Source organism: Streptomyces sp. NPDC036815, from assembly GCF_055609205.1.
On record NZ_JBVJPW010000019.1, the window covers coordinates 74223 to 91165 of the forward strand.

The 16943-nt window shown below is 72.6% G+C and carries 12 protein-coding genes and 2 pseudogenes; 4 read left to right on the forward strand and 10 right to left on the reverse strand.

Annotation, left to right across the window (positions count from 1 at the left end; translation table 11 throughout):
* Position 1 precedes the first annotated feature (1 nt).
* From ACZ69I_RS30145 to ACZ69I_RS30170, 6 genes and pseudogenes are all read right to left on the reverse strand, one after another.
* Positions 2-1144, reverse strand: coding sequence for an LOG family protein (locus ACZ69I_RS30145; protein ID WP_470835732.1), 1143 nt, complete (start codon positions 1142-1144; stop codon positions 2-4).
* 70 nt (positions 1145-1214) lie between these two features.
* Positions 1215-1619, reverse strand: a complete 405-nt coding sequence (locus ACZ69I_RS30150) for a VOC family protein (protein ID WP_470835734.1) — start codon at positions 1617-1619, stop codon at positions 1215-1217.
* Positions 1620-1718: 99 nt separating this feature from the next.
* Positions 1719-2897 carry a hypothetical protein gene (locus ACZ69I_RS30155; protein ID WP_470835735.1) on the reverse strand — a complete coding sequence of 393 codons (1179 nt, stop codon included), beginning with the start codon at positions 2895-2897 and terminating at the stop codon, positions 1719-1721.
* Positions 2898-3372: 475 nt separating this feature from the next.
* A pseudogene (locus ACZ69I_RS30160) lies at positions 3373-4066 on the reverse strand (ABC transporter ATP-binding protein); the annotation flags it as partial.
* Between the two features lie 197 nt (positions 4067-4263).
* The gene (locus ACZ69I_RS30165; RefSeq protein WP_467671882.1) at positions 4264-5643 is read right to left on the reverse strand and encodes an aspartate aminotransferase family protein; all 1380 of its coding nucleotides are present in this window, start codon (positions 5641-5643) and stop codon (positions 4264-4266) included.
* Positions 5628-6173 carry an Lrp/AsnC family transcriptional regulator gene (locus ACZ69I_RS30170; RefSeq protein WP_467671884.1) on the reverse strand — a complete coding sequence of 182 codons (546 nt, stop codon included), beginning with the start codon at positions 6171-6173 and terminating at the stop codon, positions 5628-5630. The genes ACZ69I_RS30165 and ACZ69I_RS30170 overlap by 16 nt, the downstream gene beginning before the upstream one ends.
* 165 nt (positions 6174-6338) lie before the next feature.
* Here ACZ69I_RS30170 and ACZ69I_RS30175 point away from each other — a divergent pair, with 165 nt between their 5' ends.
* The 3 genes from ACZ69I_RS30175 to ACZ69I_RS30185 all read left to right on the forward strand — a co-directional run bounded on the left by ACZ69I_RS30175 (position 6339) and on the right by ACZ69I_RS30185 (position 11993).
* Positions 6339-7778 (forward strand): gamma-aminobutyraldehyde dehydrogenase, encoded by a 1440-nt coding sequence (locus ACZ69I_RS30175; RefSeq protein WP_467671886.1) that lies wholly within the window; start codon positions 6339-6341, stop codon positions 7776-7778.
* A gap of 282 nt (positions 7779-8060) precedes the next feature.
* Positions 8061-10661 carry an MXAN_6230/SCO0854 family RING domain-containing protein gene (locus tag ACZ69I_RS30180; RefSeq protein WP_470835738.1) on the forward strand — a complete coding sequence of 867 codons (2601 nt, stop codon included), beginning with the start codon at positions 8061-8063 and terminating at the stop codon, positions 10659-10661.
* 168 nt (positions 10662-10829) lie between these two features.
* A complete protein-coding gene (locus ACZ69I_RS30185) occupies positions 10830-11993 on the forward strand; it encodes a polyamine ABC transporter substrate-binding protein (protein ID WP_470835739.1) in 1164 nt (387 codons plus the stop codon).
* Here ACZ69I_RS30185 and ACZ69I_RS30190 read toward each other — a convergent pair.
* From ACZ69I_RS30190 to ACZ69I_RS30200, 3 genes and pseudogenes are all read right to left on the reverse strand, one after another.
* A complete protein-coding gene (locus ACZ69I_RS30190) occupies positions 11935-12855 on the reverse strand; it encodes a DUF72 domain-containing protein (RefSeq protein ID WP_470835741.1) in 921 nt (306 codons plus the stop codon). The genes ACZ69I_RS30185 and ACZ69I_RS30190 overlap by 59 nt on opposite strands.
* Positions 12856-12878: 23 nt before the next feature.
* Complete coding sequence (locus ACZ69I_RS30195; protein WP_470835742.1) at positions 12879-13559, reverse strand: glycerophosphodiester phosphodiesterase; 681 nt, start codon at positions 13557-13559, stop codon at positions 12879-12881.
* Positions 13560-13579: 20 nt separating this feature from the next.
* Positions 13580-14703: pseudogene (locus ACZ69I_RS30200) on the reverse strand (adenosine deaminase); the annotation flags it as partial.
* 322 nt (positions 14704-15025) lie between these two features.
* On the opposite strand from ACZ69I_RS30200, the gene ACZ69I_RS30205 reads away from it, so the two are divergent.
* The gene (locus ACZ69I_RS30205) at positions 15026-15535 is read left to right on the forward strand and encodes a DUF4190 domain-containing protein (RefSeq protein ID WP_470835743.1); all 510 of its coding nucleotides are present in this window, start codon (positions 15026-15028) and stop codon (positions 15533-15535) included.
* A gap of 41 nt (positions 15536-15576) precedes the next feature.
* On the opposite strand, the gene ACZ69I_RS30210 is transcribed toward ACZ69I_RS30205, so the two are convergent.
* Complete coding sequence (locus tag ACZ69I_RS30210) at positions 15577-16896, reverse strand: aminotransferase class I/II-fold pyridoxal phosphate-dependent enzyme (RefSeq protein WP_470835744.1); 1320 nt, start codon at positions 16894-16896, stop codon at positions 15577-15579.
* Positions 16897-16943: the final 47 nt, after the last annotated feature.

Here is a 16943-nt window from a genome sequence, read left to right on the forward strand (position 1 = left end):
CTTACCCGTTCGCCGCTCCGAGCCTTCGCAGGGCGGCCGGTGCGTCCCCCACCCGGTCCACCAGCGCGATCCGCGATTCCATCGAGCGGTCGCGGGCCAGTGACCGGAGCAGCGGCCACACCGGCAGGTGCTCGGTCCAGTGGGCGCGGTCGACCAGGACCATGGGGGTGGGTTCGCCGCGCGACTCGTAGTAGTTGGGCGTGGCGTTGTCGAAGACCTCCTGGACCGTGCCCGCCGCGCCCGGCAGGAAGACGACGCCCGCGTTCGAGCGGGCCAGGAGGCCGTCCTCGCGGGTGGCGTTGGCGAAGTACTTGCCGAGGTGGGAGGCGAACGCGTTCGGCGGCTCGTGGCCGTAGAACCAGGTGGGGATGCCCACGGAGGAGCCACCGGCGGGCCACCGCTCGCGGACCGTGAACGCCGCCTGCGCCCAGTCGGTGACCGACGGTGTGAACGACGGTGCCTTGGCGAGGAGTTCGAGGGCGTCGTCCAGCATGCCGTCGTCGAGGGGAGCGGCGTAGGCGCCGAGGTTGGCGGCCTCCATCGCGCCGGGGCCGCCGCCCGTGGCGACGGTGAACCCCGCGCGAGCCAGCGCCCGGCCGAGCCGCGCCGCGCCCGCGTAGGCGTCGGTGCCGCGGGCCATCGCGTGGCCGCCCATGACGCCGACCACCCGGGCCCCGACCAGGTGCTCGTCGAGGGCGTCGGAGATGGAGTCGTCGTGGATGGCGCGCAGCATCGACGAGAAGACGTCACCGTCGGCCTTGGTCCGCTGGAACCAGGCGTACGCGTGGGCGTCCGGCGTCGCCTCGTACCCGCCGTCGGCGAGGCTCGCGAACAGGTCGTCGGGGGAGTACAGCAGACCGCGGTACGGGTTGAACGGCAGCCCCGGGACCGGCGGGAAGACCAGCGCGCCGCCGGCCCGCACCTTCGCCGCCGCGTCCTCGCGCATCGGGCAGCCGAGGAAGACGGCGCCCGCGACATCGGCCGCGAGGAGCGCGGAGGTCCGCTCCGTCAGGTCGACGGCCTGGACGCGGCATCCCGTGAGGGCGCCGCGGCCACAGACCTCGTCGAACTCGGCGAGAGTCTCGATCTCACGGTCCTCGTCGGAAAGGTGCGGGGCGGACGCGCGTTCGGGAGTCGGCTGCATCCGCCCATGCTAAGCAGGGGGCCCGGCGGCGTTCGTCCCGCGGGTGCGCCGGGCCGTTCCGACCGGCGTCTCAGCCCTGGATCTCGGCCGGGTCCATCCACATGATTTCCCAGGTGTGGCCGTCCAGGTCGTCGAACGCGCGGCCGTACATCGTGCCGTAGTCCTGGACCTTGCCGGCGGTGCCACCCGCGGCGATCGCCTTGTCGACGAGCTCGTCGACCTTCTCCCTGCTCTCGGCGCTCAGACAGAGCAGGGTCTCGCTGGTCTTCGTGGCGTCCGCGATCTCCTTCTGCGTGAAGTTCGCGTAGTGCTCCTTGCTCAGCATCATCGCGATGATGGTGTCGCTGATCGTCACGCACACGCACTCGTCGGTCGAGAACTGCGGGTTGATCGAGTAGCCGAGCTCCGTGAAGAACTCCTTCGACGCGGCGACGTCGGACACGGCCAGGTTCACGAAGATCATCTGCTGGTACATGAGGGTCTCTCCCGGTGAGTGCGTGTGTCTTACGGAGGGTTAGACGTCCGTTCGACTCGGAACTCATCGCCCGGCGGGAACTTTTCTCGCGACGTTCCCTCAGCGCGCCAGCGGCAGCGCGGCCAGCTCCGCGACGATCCAGGTCAGGGGCCCGAACACGACGGCGAGCGCGCCCGCGCGAAGCGCCGCCGAGCCGCGAAGGAGCGTCGCGGGCGCCCCGAGCCGCAGCAGCGCGCCCGTCGTGTGCGAGCGGGACTGCTTGGCCTCGACGGCCGCCGTGGCCAGGGTCAGGACCGCGCAGCCCGCGACGAGCAGCCCGCCGAGCGTGGTGAGCGGGCCCACCCGGGGGCTCGGCCCCGCGTACAGGATGAGCGACGCGTACGCGCCCGACGCCACCGCGCACAGCACACCGAGCGGCCGCCCGATGCGCCGCGCCTCCTCCTGGAGGACACGTCCGGCGAGCAGCCGTACCGCGCCGGGCCGTACCGCCTGCAGGATGCGCCCGCTGAGATAGGTGAGGCCGGGGCCCGCGAGCACGAGGCCGAGGGCGGTCAGGGCCCAGCCCGCGAGGACGCCCACCGGGCTGCCGTCGGCGCCGCCGCCCGGCATCGGGAAGCCGCCGCGCGCACGGCCGGCGGAGCCGCTCGCGTACGTCTCGACGGCGAGGCCCGCCGCGAGCAGCGCGACGCCCCAGGGCAGGCCGCCCGGCGGCCGGGCCGGAGTGTCCGGGTCCGTGGCGGGCTCCGAGCCGTCCGGCGTACCGGTGGTCCTGACGGGCCGCGGCCGCAGTACGAGGGCGCTCGCGGCCGACGCGGCGACCGGGACGAGCGCGAGCAGGGTCAGCGCGCCCGCGAGCGGCAGTGGTTCGCCCCCGGCGAGCAGGTCGGTCGCCGCCCCGTCGAAGGGCAGGCCCCTGATGTCACCGCGCAGGTGCAGGAAGAAGAGCAGGGCCACCATGGAGCCGAGGACGCAGGACACGGCCGTGGAGATCGCCGCGAGCACCATCAGGCGGCCGGGGCCGAGGCCCACCGCCGAGAGCCCGCTGCGCGGCCGGGTGCCGGGGTCGGTACGGGCCACGGCGACGGCGAAGTACACGGTGGCGGTGATCGGCGCGAGGCACCACGCGAGACGCAGCACGGCTCCCGTTCCCGGGTGCTCCATCGCGTACGCCAGGGTGCACAGCAGCAGGAAGCCGGTGCCGGCGGACGCGGCGGCCACGAGGAGGCGCCGCAGCTGGACGAGGGGGTGCGCCCCGCGGGCTAGACGGAGAGCGAGCACGCGGCCCGGCCTTCCGTGACGGGGGTGATGGCGGGGGTGCTGGCGGTGCTGGTGGCGCCAGTGGTGCCGGTGATGGCGGTGTCGGCCGTGGTCATGGCCTCGGCCGCACCGGCGGCCGCGGAGCCGTGGGCCGGGGCCGGCGCGGCTGGCACGTCGGGTGCGCCGGGCGTGTCGGTTACCCGGGGCGCATCGGCTGGCGCGGGGGTCGCGGCCGTCGCGGGAGTCTCCGGCGTATCGGCCGGGCCCGTGACCTCGGCTGGGCCCGTGACCTCGGCTGGGCCCGTGACCTCGGCTGGGCTCGGCGGCCCGTCGCCAGCCGCGGTGGCGGTCCCGCCGGACGCTCCGGCAGCCTCCTCGGCGTCGCTCGCCCCGGCACCGGAAGCCGTCCCCGAGACCGGCCCCGAGACCGGCCCCGAAGCCACCCCCGAGGCAGCCCTCCGCCCCCCACCCCCCACGATCTCCGCGAGCCCTTCCGCCCCCGGCAGATGCACCGTGTTCACGCGCCGCCCGTCGAGCAGCGTCACCGTTCGGTCGGCGAGCGTGGCGACGTCCGCGTCGTGCGTGGCCAGGACGACGGTGATGCCGTGCGAGCGGGCCGCCGTCGTCAGGGTGCGCAGGGCGTGGGCGCGGTCGGCGCGGTGCAGGGTGGCGGTGGGCTCGTCGGCGAAGAGCACGGACGGCGTGGTGACCAGGGCGCGGGCGATGGCGATGCGCTGGCGCTCGGACTGCAGCAGGGCGTGCGGGCGCTTGCGGGCGCACATGCCGATGTCGAGGCGGTCGAGCCACTCCAGGGCGGCGGGCTTGGAGACCCGGTGCGATGCGCCGCGCAGCATCAGGGGCAGCGCGACGTTCTCCCAGACGGTGAGTTCGGGGACGAGCCTCGGCTCGGGGTCGATCCAGCCGAACCGGTCGCGGCGCAGGCGTTCGCGTACGAGCGGGCCCATCGTGTGGACGGGGGTGCTGTTGAACCACACCTCGCCCTGCTGGGGGAGCAACTGCCCCGACAGGCACTGCAGGAGCGTCGTCTTGCCGGAGCCGCGCGGGCCGTTGACGGCGAGGATCTCGCCCTCGCGGACACCGAGCGAGACGCCGGTGAGGGCGGGGGAGCCGTTGTGCTTGACGTGCAGTGCGCGTGCCCACAGCACGTCGTTGTCCGGCGGGGCCACCATGGCGTACACCTCGGTTCAGATCAGCTCGAATCCCCCGTACGGGGGAACGAAGGCGGGGCCGATCGGTCACTGGGCACGCTATGGATTCGGGCGGACGTGCCCGGAAACGACGCGGCCCGGGGGCGCCCGTTCTCACTCGAACGGGCGCCCCCGGGGGCGGTGTTGATCACTCGATCACACGACAACACAGGTCGGGCTCAGAGCTTCGTCCACGCCTCTTCGAGGACCCGGCGCAGGATTCCCTCGATCTCGTCGAAGGTGCTCTGGTCGGAGATCAGCGGCGGGGCGAGCTGGACGACCGGGTCGCCGCGGTCGTCGGCGCGGCAGTACAGGCCGTTCTCGAAGAGCGCCTTGGAGAGGAAGCCGTACAGGACGCGCTCGGTCTCCTCGTCGTTGAACGTCTCCTTGGTGGCCTTGTCCTTCACGAGCTCGATGCCGTAGAAGAAGCCGTTGCCGCGGACGTCGCCGACGATCGGCAGGTCGTGCAGCTTGCGCAGGGTCTGGTAGAACGCGTCCTCGTTGTCGAGCACGTGCTGGTTCAGACCCTCCTTCTCGAAGATGTCGAGGTTGGCGACGCCCACCGCGGCCGACACGGGGTGGCCGCCGAAGGTGTAGCCGTGCAGGAACGTGTTGTCGCCCTTGTAGAACGGCTCGGCGAGCTTGTCCGAGATGATGCAGGCGCCGATCGGGGAGTAGCCCGACGTCATGCCCTTGGCGCAGGTGATCATGTCCGGGACGTAGCCGAACTTGTCGCAGGCGAACATCGTGCCGAGGCGGCCGAAGGCGCAGATGACCTCGTCCGAGACGAGCAGCACGTCGTACTTGTCGCAGATCTCCCGCACGCGCTGGAAGTAGCCGGGCGGGGGCGGGAAGCAGCCGCCCGCGTTCTGTACCGGCTCCAGGAAGACGGCGGCGACCGTCTCCGGGCCCTCGAACAGGATCTCCTGCTCGATCTGGTCGGCGGCCCAGCGGCCGAAGGCCTCGGGGTCGTCGCCGTGGATCGGGGCGCGGTAGATGTTCGTGTTCGGCACCTTGTGCGCGCCCGGGACGAGCGGCTCGAAGGGGGCCTTCAGGGCGGGCAGACCGGTGATGGACAGGGCGCCCTGCGGGGTGCCGTGGTAGGCGACCGCGCGGGATATGACCTTGTACTTCGTGTGGTTGCCGGTGAGCTTGTGGTACTGCTTCGCCAGCTTCCACGCGGTCTCGACGGCCTCGCCGCCGCCGGTGGTGAAGAAGACCTTGTTGAGGTCGCCCGGCGCGTAGTCGGCGAGACGTTCCGCCAGCTCGACGGCCTTCGGGTGGGCATAGCTCCAGACCGGGAAGAAGGCCAGCTCCTGCGCCTGCTTGTACGCGGTCTCGGCGAGCTCGTGACGACCGTGACCGGCGTTGACCACGAACAGGCCGGAGAGGCCGTCGAGGTACTTCTTGCCCTTGTCGTCGAAGATGTAGGTGCCCTCGCCACGCACGATGGTGGGCACGGGTGCGTTCTCGTAGTCCGACATGCGGGTGAAGTGCATCCACAGGTGGTCGTACGCGGTTCGGCTGAGGTCCTTGCTCACGGCTATCGGGTTCCCCACATATAGGTCTGCTTCTTGAGCTTGAGGTAGACGAAGCTCTCGGTGGAGCGCACACCGGGGAGGGCGCGGATGCGCTTGTTGATGACTTCGAGCAGGTGGTCGTCGTCTTCGCAGACGATCTCCACCAGGAGGTCGTGCGAGCCCGCGGTCATCACCACGTACTCGGCCTCCGGCATGGCGGCCACCGCGTCCGCGACCGGGTCCACGTCGCCCTCGACGTCGATGCCGACCATCGCCTGCCTGCGGAAGCCCACGGTGAGCGGGTCCGTGACGGCGACGATCTGCATCACGCCCTGGTCGAGCAGCTTCTGGACGCGTTGACGCACGGCCGCCTCGGAGAGGCCCACGGCCTTGCCGATGGCGGCGTACGGACGGCGTCCGTCCTCCTGAAGCTGCTCGATGATCGCCAGAGAGACGGCGTCCACGGGGGGAGTGCCGTTCCCGTTGCCGCTTCCGCCCGGGTTTCCGGTGCGGGAGCCGCGGGGGCTGCTGGGGTCTGCGCTGCGACTGGCCACGAGCTCACTCTGCACGACGTCTCGTCACTTCCGCAAGGCCAGATCGATGAAATTCGTTGTCTGAGACTTCAATCGTCACGGATTCCGCAGTTCTGGGCCGCTGGGTATGTTGAAAGCGTCGGTGCAACGACTAGGGTGGGTGTCTCATCCACTGGACATCTGACTTGGAGGGCCGCGGAAGTGACCACCGAGCTGCGCCGTCTGCGCAACTACATCAACGGAGAATTCCGGGACGCGGCCGACGGACGGACCACCGAGGTCATCAACCCGGCGACCGGCGAGGCGTACGCGACCGCGCCGCTGTCGGGTCAGGCCGACGTCGACGCCGCCATGAAGGCCGCCGCCGACGCGTTCCCCGCCTGGCGCGACCTGACGCCCGCCGAGCGGCAGAAAGCCCTGCTCAAGATCGCCGACGCGTTCGAGGAGCGGGCCGAGGAGCTCATCGCGGCCGAGGTCGAGAACACCGGCAAGCCGACCGGGCTCACGCGGTCCGAGGAGATCCCGCCCATGGTCGACCAGATCCGCTTCTTCGCGGGTGCGGCCCGGATGCTCGAAGGCCGCGCGGCCGGTGAGTACATGGAGGGTCTGACCTCCATCATCCGCCGCGAGCCGATCGGCGTCTGCGCGCAGGTCGCGCCGTGGAACTACCCGATGATGATGGGCGTCTGGAAGTTCGCCCCGGCGCTCGCCGCGGGCAACACCGTCGTCCTGAAGCCGTCGGACACGACGCCCGCGTCGACCGTCCTGATGGCCGAGATCATCGGCTCCATCGTGCCGCCCGGCGTCTTCAACGTCGTCACGGGCGACCGTGACACCGGCCGTCTGATGGTCGAGCACGAGACCCCCGCCATGGCCTCCATCACCGGCTCCGTGCGCGCCGGCATGCAGGTCGCCGAGTCCGCCTCCAAGGACCTCAAGCGGGTCCACCTGGAGCTCGGCGGCAAGGCGCCCGTCGTCGTCTTCGAGGACACCGACATCCCCAAGGCCGTCGAGGACATCTCGATGGCGGGCTTCTTCAACGCGGGCCAGGACTGTACGGCCGCCACGCGCGTGCTCGTCCACGAGTCCATCCACGACGACTTCGTGACGGCCCTCGCCAAGGCCGCCGCCGACACGAAGACCGGTCAGCCGGACGACGAGGACGTGCTCTACGGCCCGCTCAACAACGCCAACCAGCTGAAGCAGGTCACCGGCTTCATCGAGCGGCTCCCCGCGCACGCCAAGGTCGAGGCGGGTGGCCAGCGGGTCGGCGACAAGGGCTACTTCTTCGCGCCGACCGTGGTGTCGGGCCTGAAGCAGGACGACGAGATCATCCAGAACGAGGTCTTCGGCCCCGTCATCACCGTGCAGTCCTTCACGGACGAGGCGCAGGCCGTCGAGTACGCGAACGGCGTCGACTACGCGCTCGCCTCCTCCGTCTGGACCAAGGACCACGCGCGCGCGATGCGCATGTCCAAGGTCCTCGACTTCGGCTGCGTCTGGATCAACACGCACATCCCGCTCGTCGCTGAGATGCCGCACGGCGGCTTCAAGAAGTCCGGGTACGGCAAGGACCTCTCGTCGTACGGCTTCGACGACTACACGCGCATCAAGCACGTGATGACGTCGATCGAGGGCTAGTCGCCCCGGGCGGCGTGGGCGGTTCGCCATGCTCATCTGCCGGGCCGCTCGCCGTCGGCCTCCGCGGGCTCCCGGGGGCTGGTCGCGCGGTTCCCCGTGCCCCCTGAGGGGCGTCCCTGCCCGGCGATAATCATGTGACTCGCATTCCGCCCCCGCGTACCGTTGCGTACGCGGGGGCGGCTCCGCGGTGTGCTTCCTTCTTCCTCATCTCTGTAAAAGATCCGTAGCGCACCCACTCCCCGCCCCCGCGCTTCTTTTTCTGCGCGCCGGGGGTGGGACCTGATGCTGACGACGACGAACGACGACCTCGCCGGGCTGCTGCTGCGCCGCCGGCAGAGCGTGTACGTTCCCGAAGGCACCGGACGCACCGCCGTGACCGCCGCGGCCGTCGTCGTCCTCGAAGCCGAACTCGCCGACCGGGGCCACCTGTTGACCGCCCCGCTGCGCCGCGCCCTGACCGCGCTCCCCGTCGACGGCCTCGCCGCCACCGGCCGCAAGCTGCTCGCCGACGTCGACGCGCTGATGGGCTCCGACCGGCACCACGCGCCGCTCTTCCGCCGGTTCCCCGACGAGATCCCCTACCAGCACGCCCGCAACCACTACACCGACACCGTCGCCGCGTACCTCGCCGCGCAGCCGCACCAGCCCTGCATGAGCTGCGGGGGCACCAAGGCCCGCGTGCGCGTGCTCGGGCCCTGCGCGCACCTGCTGTGCGACGGCTGCGTCGAGAAGGTCGACAACTGGGGCTGCTGCGAGGAGTGCTGCGTCTGGTACGCCTGCCCCGTCTGCGAGGAGCGTTACGAGACGGACGGGCCCACCGACCCCTGGCTCGACACCGGGGCAGGCCTCGGCGGCGACGGCGGCGCGGTCCTGCGCACCCTGCGGCTCGGCGCGCCCGGCGACGCCGCGGCCGAACTCGCCGCCCTCCTCGCCCGCCGCACGCCCCTGAACCCCCAGGACCACGACGACCTGGTGCTGCTCCTCGCCACCGTGCGCCCGGCCGACGCCGCCGACTGGCTGCCCGCCGGGATCCCGCTGCGCGAGAGCAAGGCGCTCGCCCTCGCGCCGCTGCTCGAACTGCCCGCCGTGCGCCCGCTGATCGCGCGGCACGCGGACACCGCCACGGACGTGCTGCGCCTCCTCGTCGTACGTTCGGGAGGCGACCCCGACCTGCTCGGCATACCGCGCCTGCGCGGACTGCCGCGCCCCGTGCGCCGCGAACTCCTCGCCCTGCTCGACGGGTTCGACTTCCGGCGCCTCGCCGAGGACATGGCCCGCCATCCGCGCGCGTGGAAGCACGTCGGTGAAATCCTGCACCCCTTCGAGTACGCCCGCCGCCACGCGCGCGTGGCGCTCGCCTTCGCCGCCCTGCGCGGGACCCGCGTCGGCGCCGGCCCGCTCGGCGAGGTGCTGCTCGCCGAGGCCGCCCGCCACGCGGACGTCCGCGTCGTCGGCGACCGGCTGCGGATCGTCACCTGGCAGGGGCGCGTCGAGGAGGCGCTCGCCCGCTGGGACGTCCCGGCCGCCGTCCGGCTCCTGAGCGAGCGCCCCGGCGAACTGCTGCGCCGCCTCGACGTGTTGCTCGCCCGCTCCGGCTCGACGACGCTGCCGCCCGCGGTCGGCGAGGCGCTCGCCGGCGCCCTGCCGCGCTCCGGCCCCGGCCCGCTGCTCGGCGCGTACGGCCGGATGAAGGTCCGAGCCGTGCCGGGGCGGCGCCGCGTCTTCTTCCCGCGCGGGCGCGTCACCCGGGCGTTCGCCACCGAGGACCACCGGCCGCCGCTGCCCGCCCGGGTCGCGGGCCGCGCCGGAGAGCTGATCGAGGCCGAGGCCGTGCGGCGCCTCGCCGAGCGGGCGGGGGAGCGGTACGACGTGGCCGTCCTGGACGCCTCGCTCGCCGATCTGCCCGTGCCGTTCGCCGAGCGGGCGTCCGCGGCCTCGCTGGTCGCCGTACCGCGCGGCAGCTCCCTGCCGATGCCCGAAGACAGCGAGAAGGTGCGGCTCTTCCTGCACTGGACGCAGCCCAAGGGCACCCGCGTCGACCTCGACCTGTCCGTCGCGCTCTACGACGAGCAGTGGCGCTTCGTCGGCCTCTGCGACTACACGCAGCTGCGGTACGCGGGCGGCGCCGCCCAGCACTCCGGGGACCTGACCTCCGCGCCCGCCCCGAACGGCGCCACGGAGTACCTGGACCTCGACCTGCCGCGGCTCGCGAACGCGGGCGTGTGCTTCGTGGTGCCCGCCGTTCTCTCGTACAACGACGTGCCCTTCGACGAACTGACGGACGCCTTCGCGGGGTTCATGGCGGTGGAGGGCAAGGAGCGGGCCGTCTACGACCCGCGCACGATCCGGCAGCGCTTCGACCTCGCGGGCGACGCGAGGCTGCGCGTGCCGATGGTCGTCGACCTGCGGTCGCGGCGCGCGTGGTGGGCGGACGTCACCGTGGCCACGGGTGAGGGCAACCACTCGGTGTGGCGGTACAAGCGGCGGTTCGGGCGGATGGGCAACGACCTGCTCGACACCTTCGACCCGTGCGGCCGGGCCACCCTGTGGGATCTGGCCTGCTGGACGGCGGCCGCGCGCACCGACGGCGTGGTGTACGTGCGCGGGCGCGGCCACGTTCTGTGGGGCTACCGCCGCGCCGAGGACGAGCCGCGCGCCGACTTCGCGCTGCGCGTCCGCGACGGCTGGGAGCCGGACGCGCTGTGTGCCGAGCCGGAGCTCGCGGACCGGCGCGTGCTGCTCGCGCTGCTGCACGGCGAGCAGGAGGGCGCGGACACCGCCGCGTCCGGCACGGCGTACCGGCTCTACCCCGGTCCGGTCGACACCGCGCCGCTGGAGCGGGTGACGGCGGGGGACCTGGCGGCGTGGCTGGAGCCCGCGTGACGTACGCCGGGCGGGGCTCGCAGGGGCCGCGGAGCCGCCGGGTTCCCGGCGCCGGGTGATCGACAAGGTGTCGGCTCCACGCGGTGCGGCTCGACGCTGCGTCCATTGCGGGCGCCCCGCGCGCGGGCGCATGCTGCCGGGGTGCGAGCGAACCCCATAGCCTCCTCCGTGTCCCGCCGTTCCCTGCTGCGCGTCCTGGGCGGCGGTGCCGCCGTCGGCGCGCTCGCGGGGTGCGGTGTGCCCGCCGCGTACATCGCGCCGGACGAACGCTCCGCGGGCGACCGCTCGGCGCGCGACAAGAAGCTGACGTTCGCCAACTGGCCGCTGTACATCGACACCGACGACGAGAACAAGACGAAGCGCCCGTCGCTGGACGCCTTCGAGAAGCGGACCGGCATCGACGTCCGCTACACGGAGGAGATCAACGACAACGACGAGTTCTTCGGCAAGATCAGCCCGTCCCTGATGAACCACCAGGAGACCGGCCGCGACCTCATCGTCATCAGCGACTGGATGTGCGCCCGCTTCGTGCGGCTCGGCTGGGTGCAGGAGATGGACCGGGCCCGGCAGCCGAACGTCACCAAGTACCTGGACCCGCTCCTGCGCTCCCCGCACTTCGACCCGGGACGCAAGTACACCGTCCCGTGGCAGTCGGGCATCACCGGCATCGCGTACAACAAGCGGAAGGTCGGCCGCGAGATCAAGCAGGTCTCCGACCTGTGGGCCGACGACCTCAAGGGCCGGGTCACGCTCCTCTCGGGCCTCGACGAGGCGTTCGCGCTCCTCCTCCAGGGCGACGGCGTGGACATCACCAAATGGGACGCGGACGACTTCCACCGGATGTGCGACAAGGTCGAGAAGCTGGTGAACAGCCACCACATCCGCCGCTTCACCGGCAACGACTACATCAAGGACCTCTCCAGCGGCGACGTGCTGGCCTGCCAGGCCTACAGCGGCGACGTCATCCAGCTCCAGGCGGACGACCCGGACATCGAGTTCGTCGTCCCCGAGGAGGGCGCGGAGCTGTGGGCCGAGTCCCTGATGATCCCCAACCTGGCCCGCCACAAGCGCAACGCCGAGCGGCTCATCGACCACTACTACCAGCCGGAGGTGGCGGCGGAGCTCGCCGCCTGGGTCAACTACGTCTGCCCGGTCCCGGCCGCCCGCGTCGTCCTCGCCTCCTCCAAGGACAAGGACCGCGCCGCCCTCGCCGAGGACCCACTGGTCTTCCCGGACGACGCGATGCGCAAGCGGCTCGTGATCGCGCGGGACATCACGTCGAAGGAGCGGACGGAGTTCGCGAAGCGGTGGAATTCTCTGGTGGGGTTGTAGGAAGGGGGCCGGTGTCCTCTCGCGCGAGCAGGCGGCTCATCGTCTCGGCCGCCCGCACCGACGCGTCCGCGCAGCAGTTGTTGAACAGGACGTGGACCTCCTCGGCCCGCTCCGCCAGGTCGCGTATGCGCGGCAGCCACTGGGTGAGCTCCGCCTCCGTGTAGCTGTGCCGGAACTTGTCCTCCTTGGAGCCGGTGCCCCACACCTCGCTCCGGCCGTGGAAGCGGACCACCGCGTGCCGGGGAGCGGTGACCGGGGTGACCGGGGGCATGGAGTGGGGCAGACCCTGTGCCGTGTCGACCGCCACCGCTGCCAGGTCCAGCTCCGTCAGGAGCGCGGCCGTACGGGGGCCCTGGTCCTCGCTCCACCAGTCCGGGTGCCGGAACTCGACGGCCACCGGCCAGCCCGCGGTGCGGCGCGCGCACCGCGCGAGGGCGTCCTCCGCCCGGCTGCCGGGGGTGAACCACGGCGGGAACTGGAAGAGAAGGGTCCCCAACCGGTCCGCGGCGCGCAGCGGTTCGAGCGCGTCGCGGAAGCGCTGCCACACGGCGTCGACGAGCCCGGGGCCCGCCGGTCGCCCGCGCAGGTCGGGCGGGAGCGCCTCCTGCCGGGTCCGGTGCCCGGTGAGCATCGAGAACGCCTTCACGTCGAAGCGGAAGCCGTCCGGCGTGCGCTCCGCCCACAGGTGGCTGTTGCGGAGCTGCGGGAGCGCGTAGTACGTCGAGTCGACCTCGACGAGCGGGAAGCGGTCGGCGTAGTGCCGCAGTCTTCCCGCCGAGTCCCGCAGGCCCCGCGGGTACCAGCCGCTGGCCAGCAGCGCGCGGTCCGTCCACGAACAGGTCCCCACCAGAATCTCGCTCATGGGGGCCGGGTACCCCGAGGAGCTCAGGAGGTGCGCAGGGAAGCCAGCACGTCGACGCGGTTGGTGGTGATCGAGTCGACGCCCACGTCGAGCAGGCGGCGCATCGAGCGGCGCGTGTCGGGGGTCCAGGCCGAGAGGAGCATGCCGCGGCGGCGCACGTGGACCGCCAGTTCGCGGTCGACCAGCGGGAAGCGGTAGTTGAGCCAGCGCGGCTTCACCGCGTCGAGCAGGACCGGGCGGGGCGGGGCCAGGGTCGTCCAGGTCAGCGCGATCTCCGCGCCCGGATCGGCCGCGCGGACGGCGAGCATCGCCTGCCCGCCCGCGCAGTAGTACACCCGCTCCGCCGCGCCGCACTCCGCGACGGTCCCGACGACCGCGCGCACGTCCTCGTAGGAGGCGCCGGGCAGGTCGATCATGAGCCGGTGCCCCTCGGTGGCCGCGAGGGCCGCCGTGAGGGTCGGCACGCCGCCCTCGGTGAGGCCGTCCACCTCCGCGGCGGAGAGGGCGGCGATCGGCCGGTCGCACCCCCACAGACGCTTGAGCGTCGCGTCGTGCAGCAGGACGGGCACGCCGTCGCTGCTCAGGCGGACGTCGACCTCCACCGCGTCCGCGCCCCGGTCGAGCGCGGAGCGCAGGGACGGGAGCGTGTTCTCGCGGACGCGGTAGGGATCGCCTCGGTGGGCCACAGCAGTCACGGTGCGCATGGGCCCATTGTGGTGCCGTCCTACCGGGCGAGCCACGTATCCGTGTACGTGTCGATCTCCGTCGTGATCCGCGCCTTGCCCGCCGGGTCCAGGAAGGACGCCGCCACGGCGTTCTTCGCGAGGTCCGCGATGCCGCGCTCGTCGAGGCCGAGGAGACGGGCCGCGACGGCGTACTCGGAGTTCAGGTCCGTGCCGAACATGGGCGGGTCGTCGGAGTTGACGGTGACGGTCACCCCGGCCTCCACGAACTGCTTGATCGGGTGCTCGTCGAGGGTGCGGACCGCGCGCGTCGCGATGTTCGAGGTCGGGCAGACCTCCAGCGGGATGCCGTGCTCGGCGAGGTGGGCGAGCAGCTTCGGGTCCTGGACGGAGGTGGTGCCGTGGCCGATGCGCTCGGCGCCCAGGTGGTTCAGGGCGTCCCAGACCGTCTCGGGGCCGGTCGTCTCACCGGCGTGCGGGACCGAGTGCAGGCCCGCGGCGATGGCCCGGTCGAAGTACGGCTTGAACTGCGGGCGCGGGACGCCGATCTCGGGGCCGCCCAGGCCGAAGGAGACCAGGCCCTCGGGCCGCAGCGTGTCGGTGGTGGCCAGCCGGACCGTCTCCTCGGCCGCTTCGAGACCCGCCTCGCCCGGGATGTCGAAGCACCAGCGCAGCACGGTGCCGAACTCGCTCTCGGCGGCCTTGCGGGCGTCCTCGATGGCGTCCATGAAGGCACGGTCGTCGATGCCGCGGCGGACGGAGGAGAACGGGGTGATGGTCAGCTCGGCGTAGCGGACGTTCTGCCGCGCCATGTCGCGGGCCACCTCGTAGGTGAGCAGGCGCACGTCCTCCGGGGTGCGGATCAGGTCCACCACGGACAGGTAGACCTTGATGAAGTGCGCGAAGTCCGTGAACGTGAAGTAGTCGGCGAGCGCCTCGGGGTCGGTCGGCACCGCGGAGTCGGGGTGCCGGGCGGCCAGCTCGGAGACGATGCGGGGGGAGGCCGAGCCCACGTGGTGCACGTGCAGTTCCGCCTTGGGCAGTCCGGCGATGAAGGCGTGCGGGTCGCCGGCTGTCGCGGGTGCGGTCTTCTGCTGCTCGGTCACGGTTTCCTCCCCAGGAACGGGTTTGATCGGCTGATCGATGGGTCGGGATCATCGTAGGCGGCGGGGGTCGCGGCGGTGGTCGTCGCGGGGAAAGCCGGGGCCGTAGCATGACGGAACGTACGAAAGAGGTGACCCGTCATGTCCGCGAAGTCCGAGGACGATGCCGTGTCCGGCGCGGGGGCGCCGGGGGCGCCGGAGGAGCGGGATCCGTGGGCGCCGCCCGCGGAGGGCTCGCCGGGGCCGAACACCTTCCCGCCTCCCTCTCCCTCTCCCTCTCCCTCTCCCTCTGCCACTCCTTCCTCTGCCTCTGCCTCTCCTCCCTCTGCCTCTCCGCCGCCGCATCCGCAGGGCGGCAACCCCTTCGCGGCGCCGGGCGAACCCGTGCCGCCGCCTCCGATCGCGCCGGACGGGCCGGGGCAGGTGCCGTACGGGTACGGGCATCCGGGACCCGGTGGTTTTCCGGGGTACGAGGGGCAGCCCGGGCCCGCCGGGTACCAGGGGTATCCCGGGTACCCCGGCTATCCGGGGCACCCCGGCGGTCAGGGCGGCCCCGGGTACGGCTGGCCCGCCATGCCGATGGCGCCCGCGAACGGCATGGGCGTGACCGCGCTCGTCCTCGGGATCATCGCGGCCGTCGGCTTCTGCCTGTGGCCGCTGGCGATCGTCCTCGGCATCCTCGCGGTGATCTTCGGCGCGGTGGGGCGCGGGAAGGCGCGGCGGGGCGAGGCGACGAACGGTGGGCAGGCCCTCGCCGGGATCATCTGCGGAGCCGCGGGCATCGCCCTGGGCGTGGCGTTCCTGGTGCTCCTGATCGTGCTGCCGGACGACTACACGGACGCGGACTCCTCCTCGACGGACGACCCGGGGTACTCGGCGACGTCGGCTGTCTGAGCCGCTCCGCGCGGGCCCGGCCGGGAGCGCGGCACGGGCTCTCACCCCCCGTACGTGGCCTCCGACTCGTCGAGCACCGCGGCGAAGTCCGCGGCCAGGCGGGCCGCGTCCGCCGCCACGAGCGCGGACGTGGTGATGCGCACGGCGGTGGGCGTGGCGATGCGGAAGCGCGCGCCCGCGGCCACCCACCACCCGCGCGAGCGCAGCCCGTTGACCACCGCGGACTCGTCCCGTACGGGCACCCACACGTTCATCCCGCTCGCCCCCCGCGCCGCGATCCCGTGCCGGTCGAGCTCACGGATCAGCGCCTCGCGCCGTTCCGTATAGGCGCGTTCGGCCCGGCCCACCACCTCGCGAGCCGCGGGGTCGGTCAGCGTCCGCTCGACCGTCTCCTGCAGGACGTGGCTGACCCACCCCGAGGTGAGCAGCATCCGCCCCTCGTGCCTGGCCAGCGTGGTGGCGTCGCACGCGAGGGCCGCCCACCGCAGGTCGATGCTCAGGTGCTTGGAGACGGTGCGCACCTGCGCCCAGCGGGGGAGTCCGCCGGTCGCCAGTGAGTGCGGGGCCGCCCCCGCCACCTCGGCGTTGTGGTCGTCCTCGATGACGAGGACGTCCGGGTGGCCGTCGAGGGCGTCGAGCAGCGCGGCGCGCCGCGCCGCCGTGAAGCGGCCGCCCATCGGGTTCTGCGCGCGCGGGCTGCACACCAGGGCCCTGGCACCCGCCCGCAGCGCGCCGCGCAGCGCGTCCGGCCTGATGCCCTCGTCGTCGACGGCCACCGGCGCCATGCGCAGCCCCAACGCCGGTACGAGGTCCAGGAGATGGTGGAAGCCCGGGTCCTCCACGGCCACCGTGTCACCCGGCTTCAGCTCCACCGAGAGCAGCCGGGCCATGCAGTCCAGCGCCCCGTGCGCGAAGGTCACCCGGTCCGCCGGCACCCCGTCGCGCGCGAACCACTCCCGGGCCAGCTCCTCCAGGCCCGGGAGGCGCGGCGCCGCGCGGTGCGATCCGCCCACCGGCTCCACCCGGGCGGGTGGCGTCAGGACCGGCAGGAGAGCCGAATCCGGGTGCCCGCCCGCCAGGTCGCGCACGCCTTGCGGTGCCCTGGGCGGCCTGCGGGTCCCCACCGCGGGGGCCTGTGCCACGACCGTTCCGCCCCGGCCGCGGGTCACCACGATCCCGCGCTGCCGCAGTTCCTTGTAGGCCGTCGCGACCGTGCCCGCGCTGACCCCCAGATCGTCGGCGAGCCTGCGCACCGGAGGCAGCGCGGCCCCCGGCGCCAATCCGCCGTCGGCCACGGCCTGTTCGACCGACGCGGTAATGCCCTTGGCGGTCGAACCACTGATCACATATTGTGCTGCCACGTAAGTAATTATGTACCGGTACAAAATCCGGGTCAAGTGGATACCAG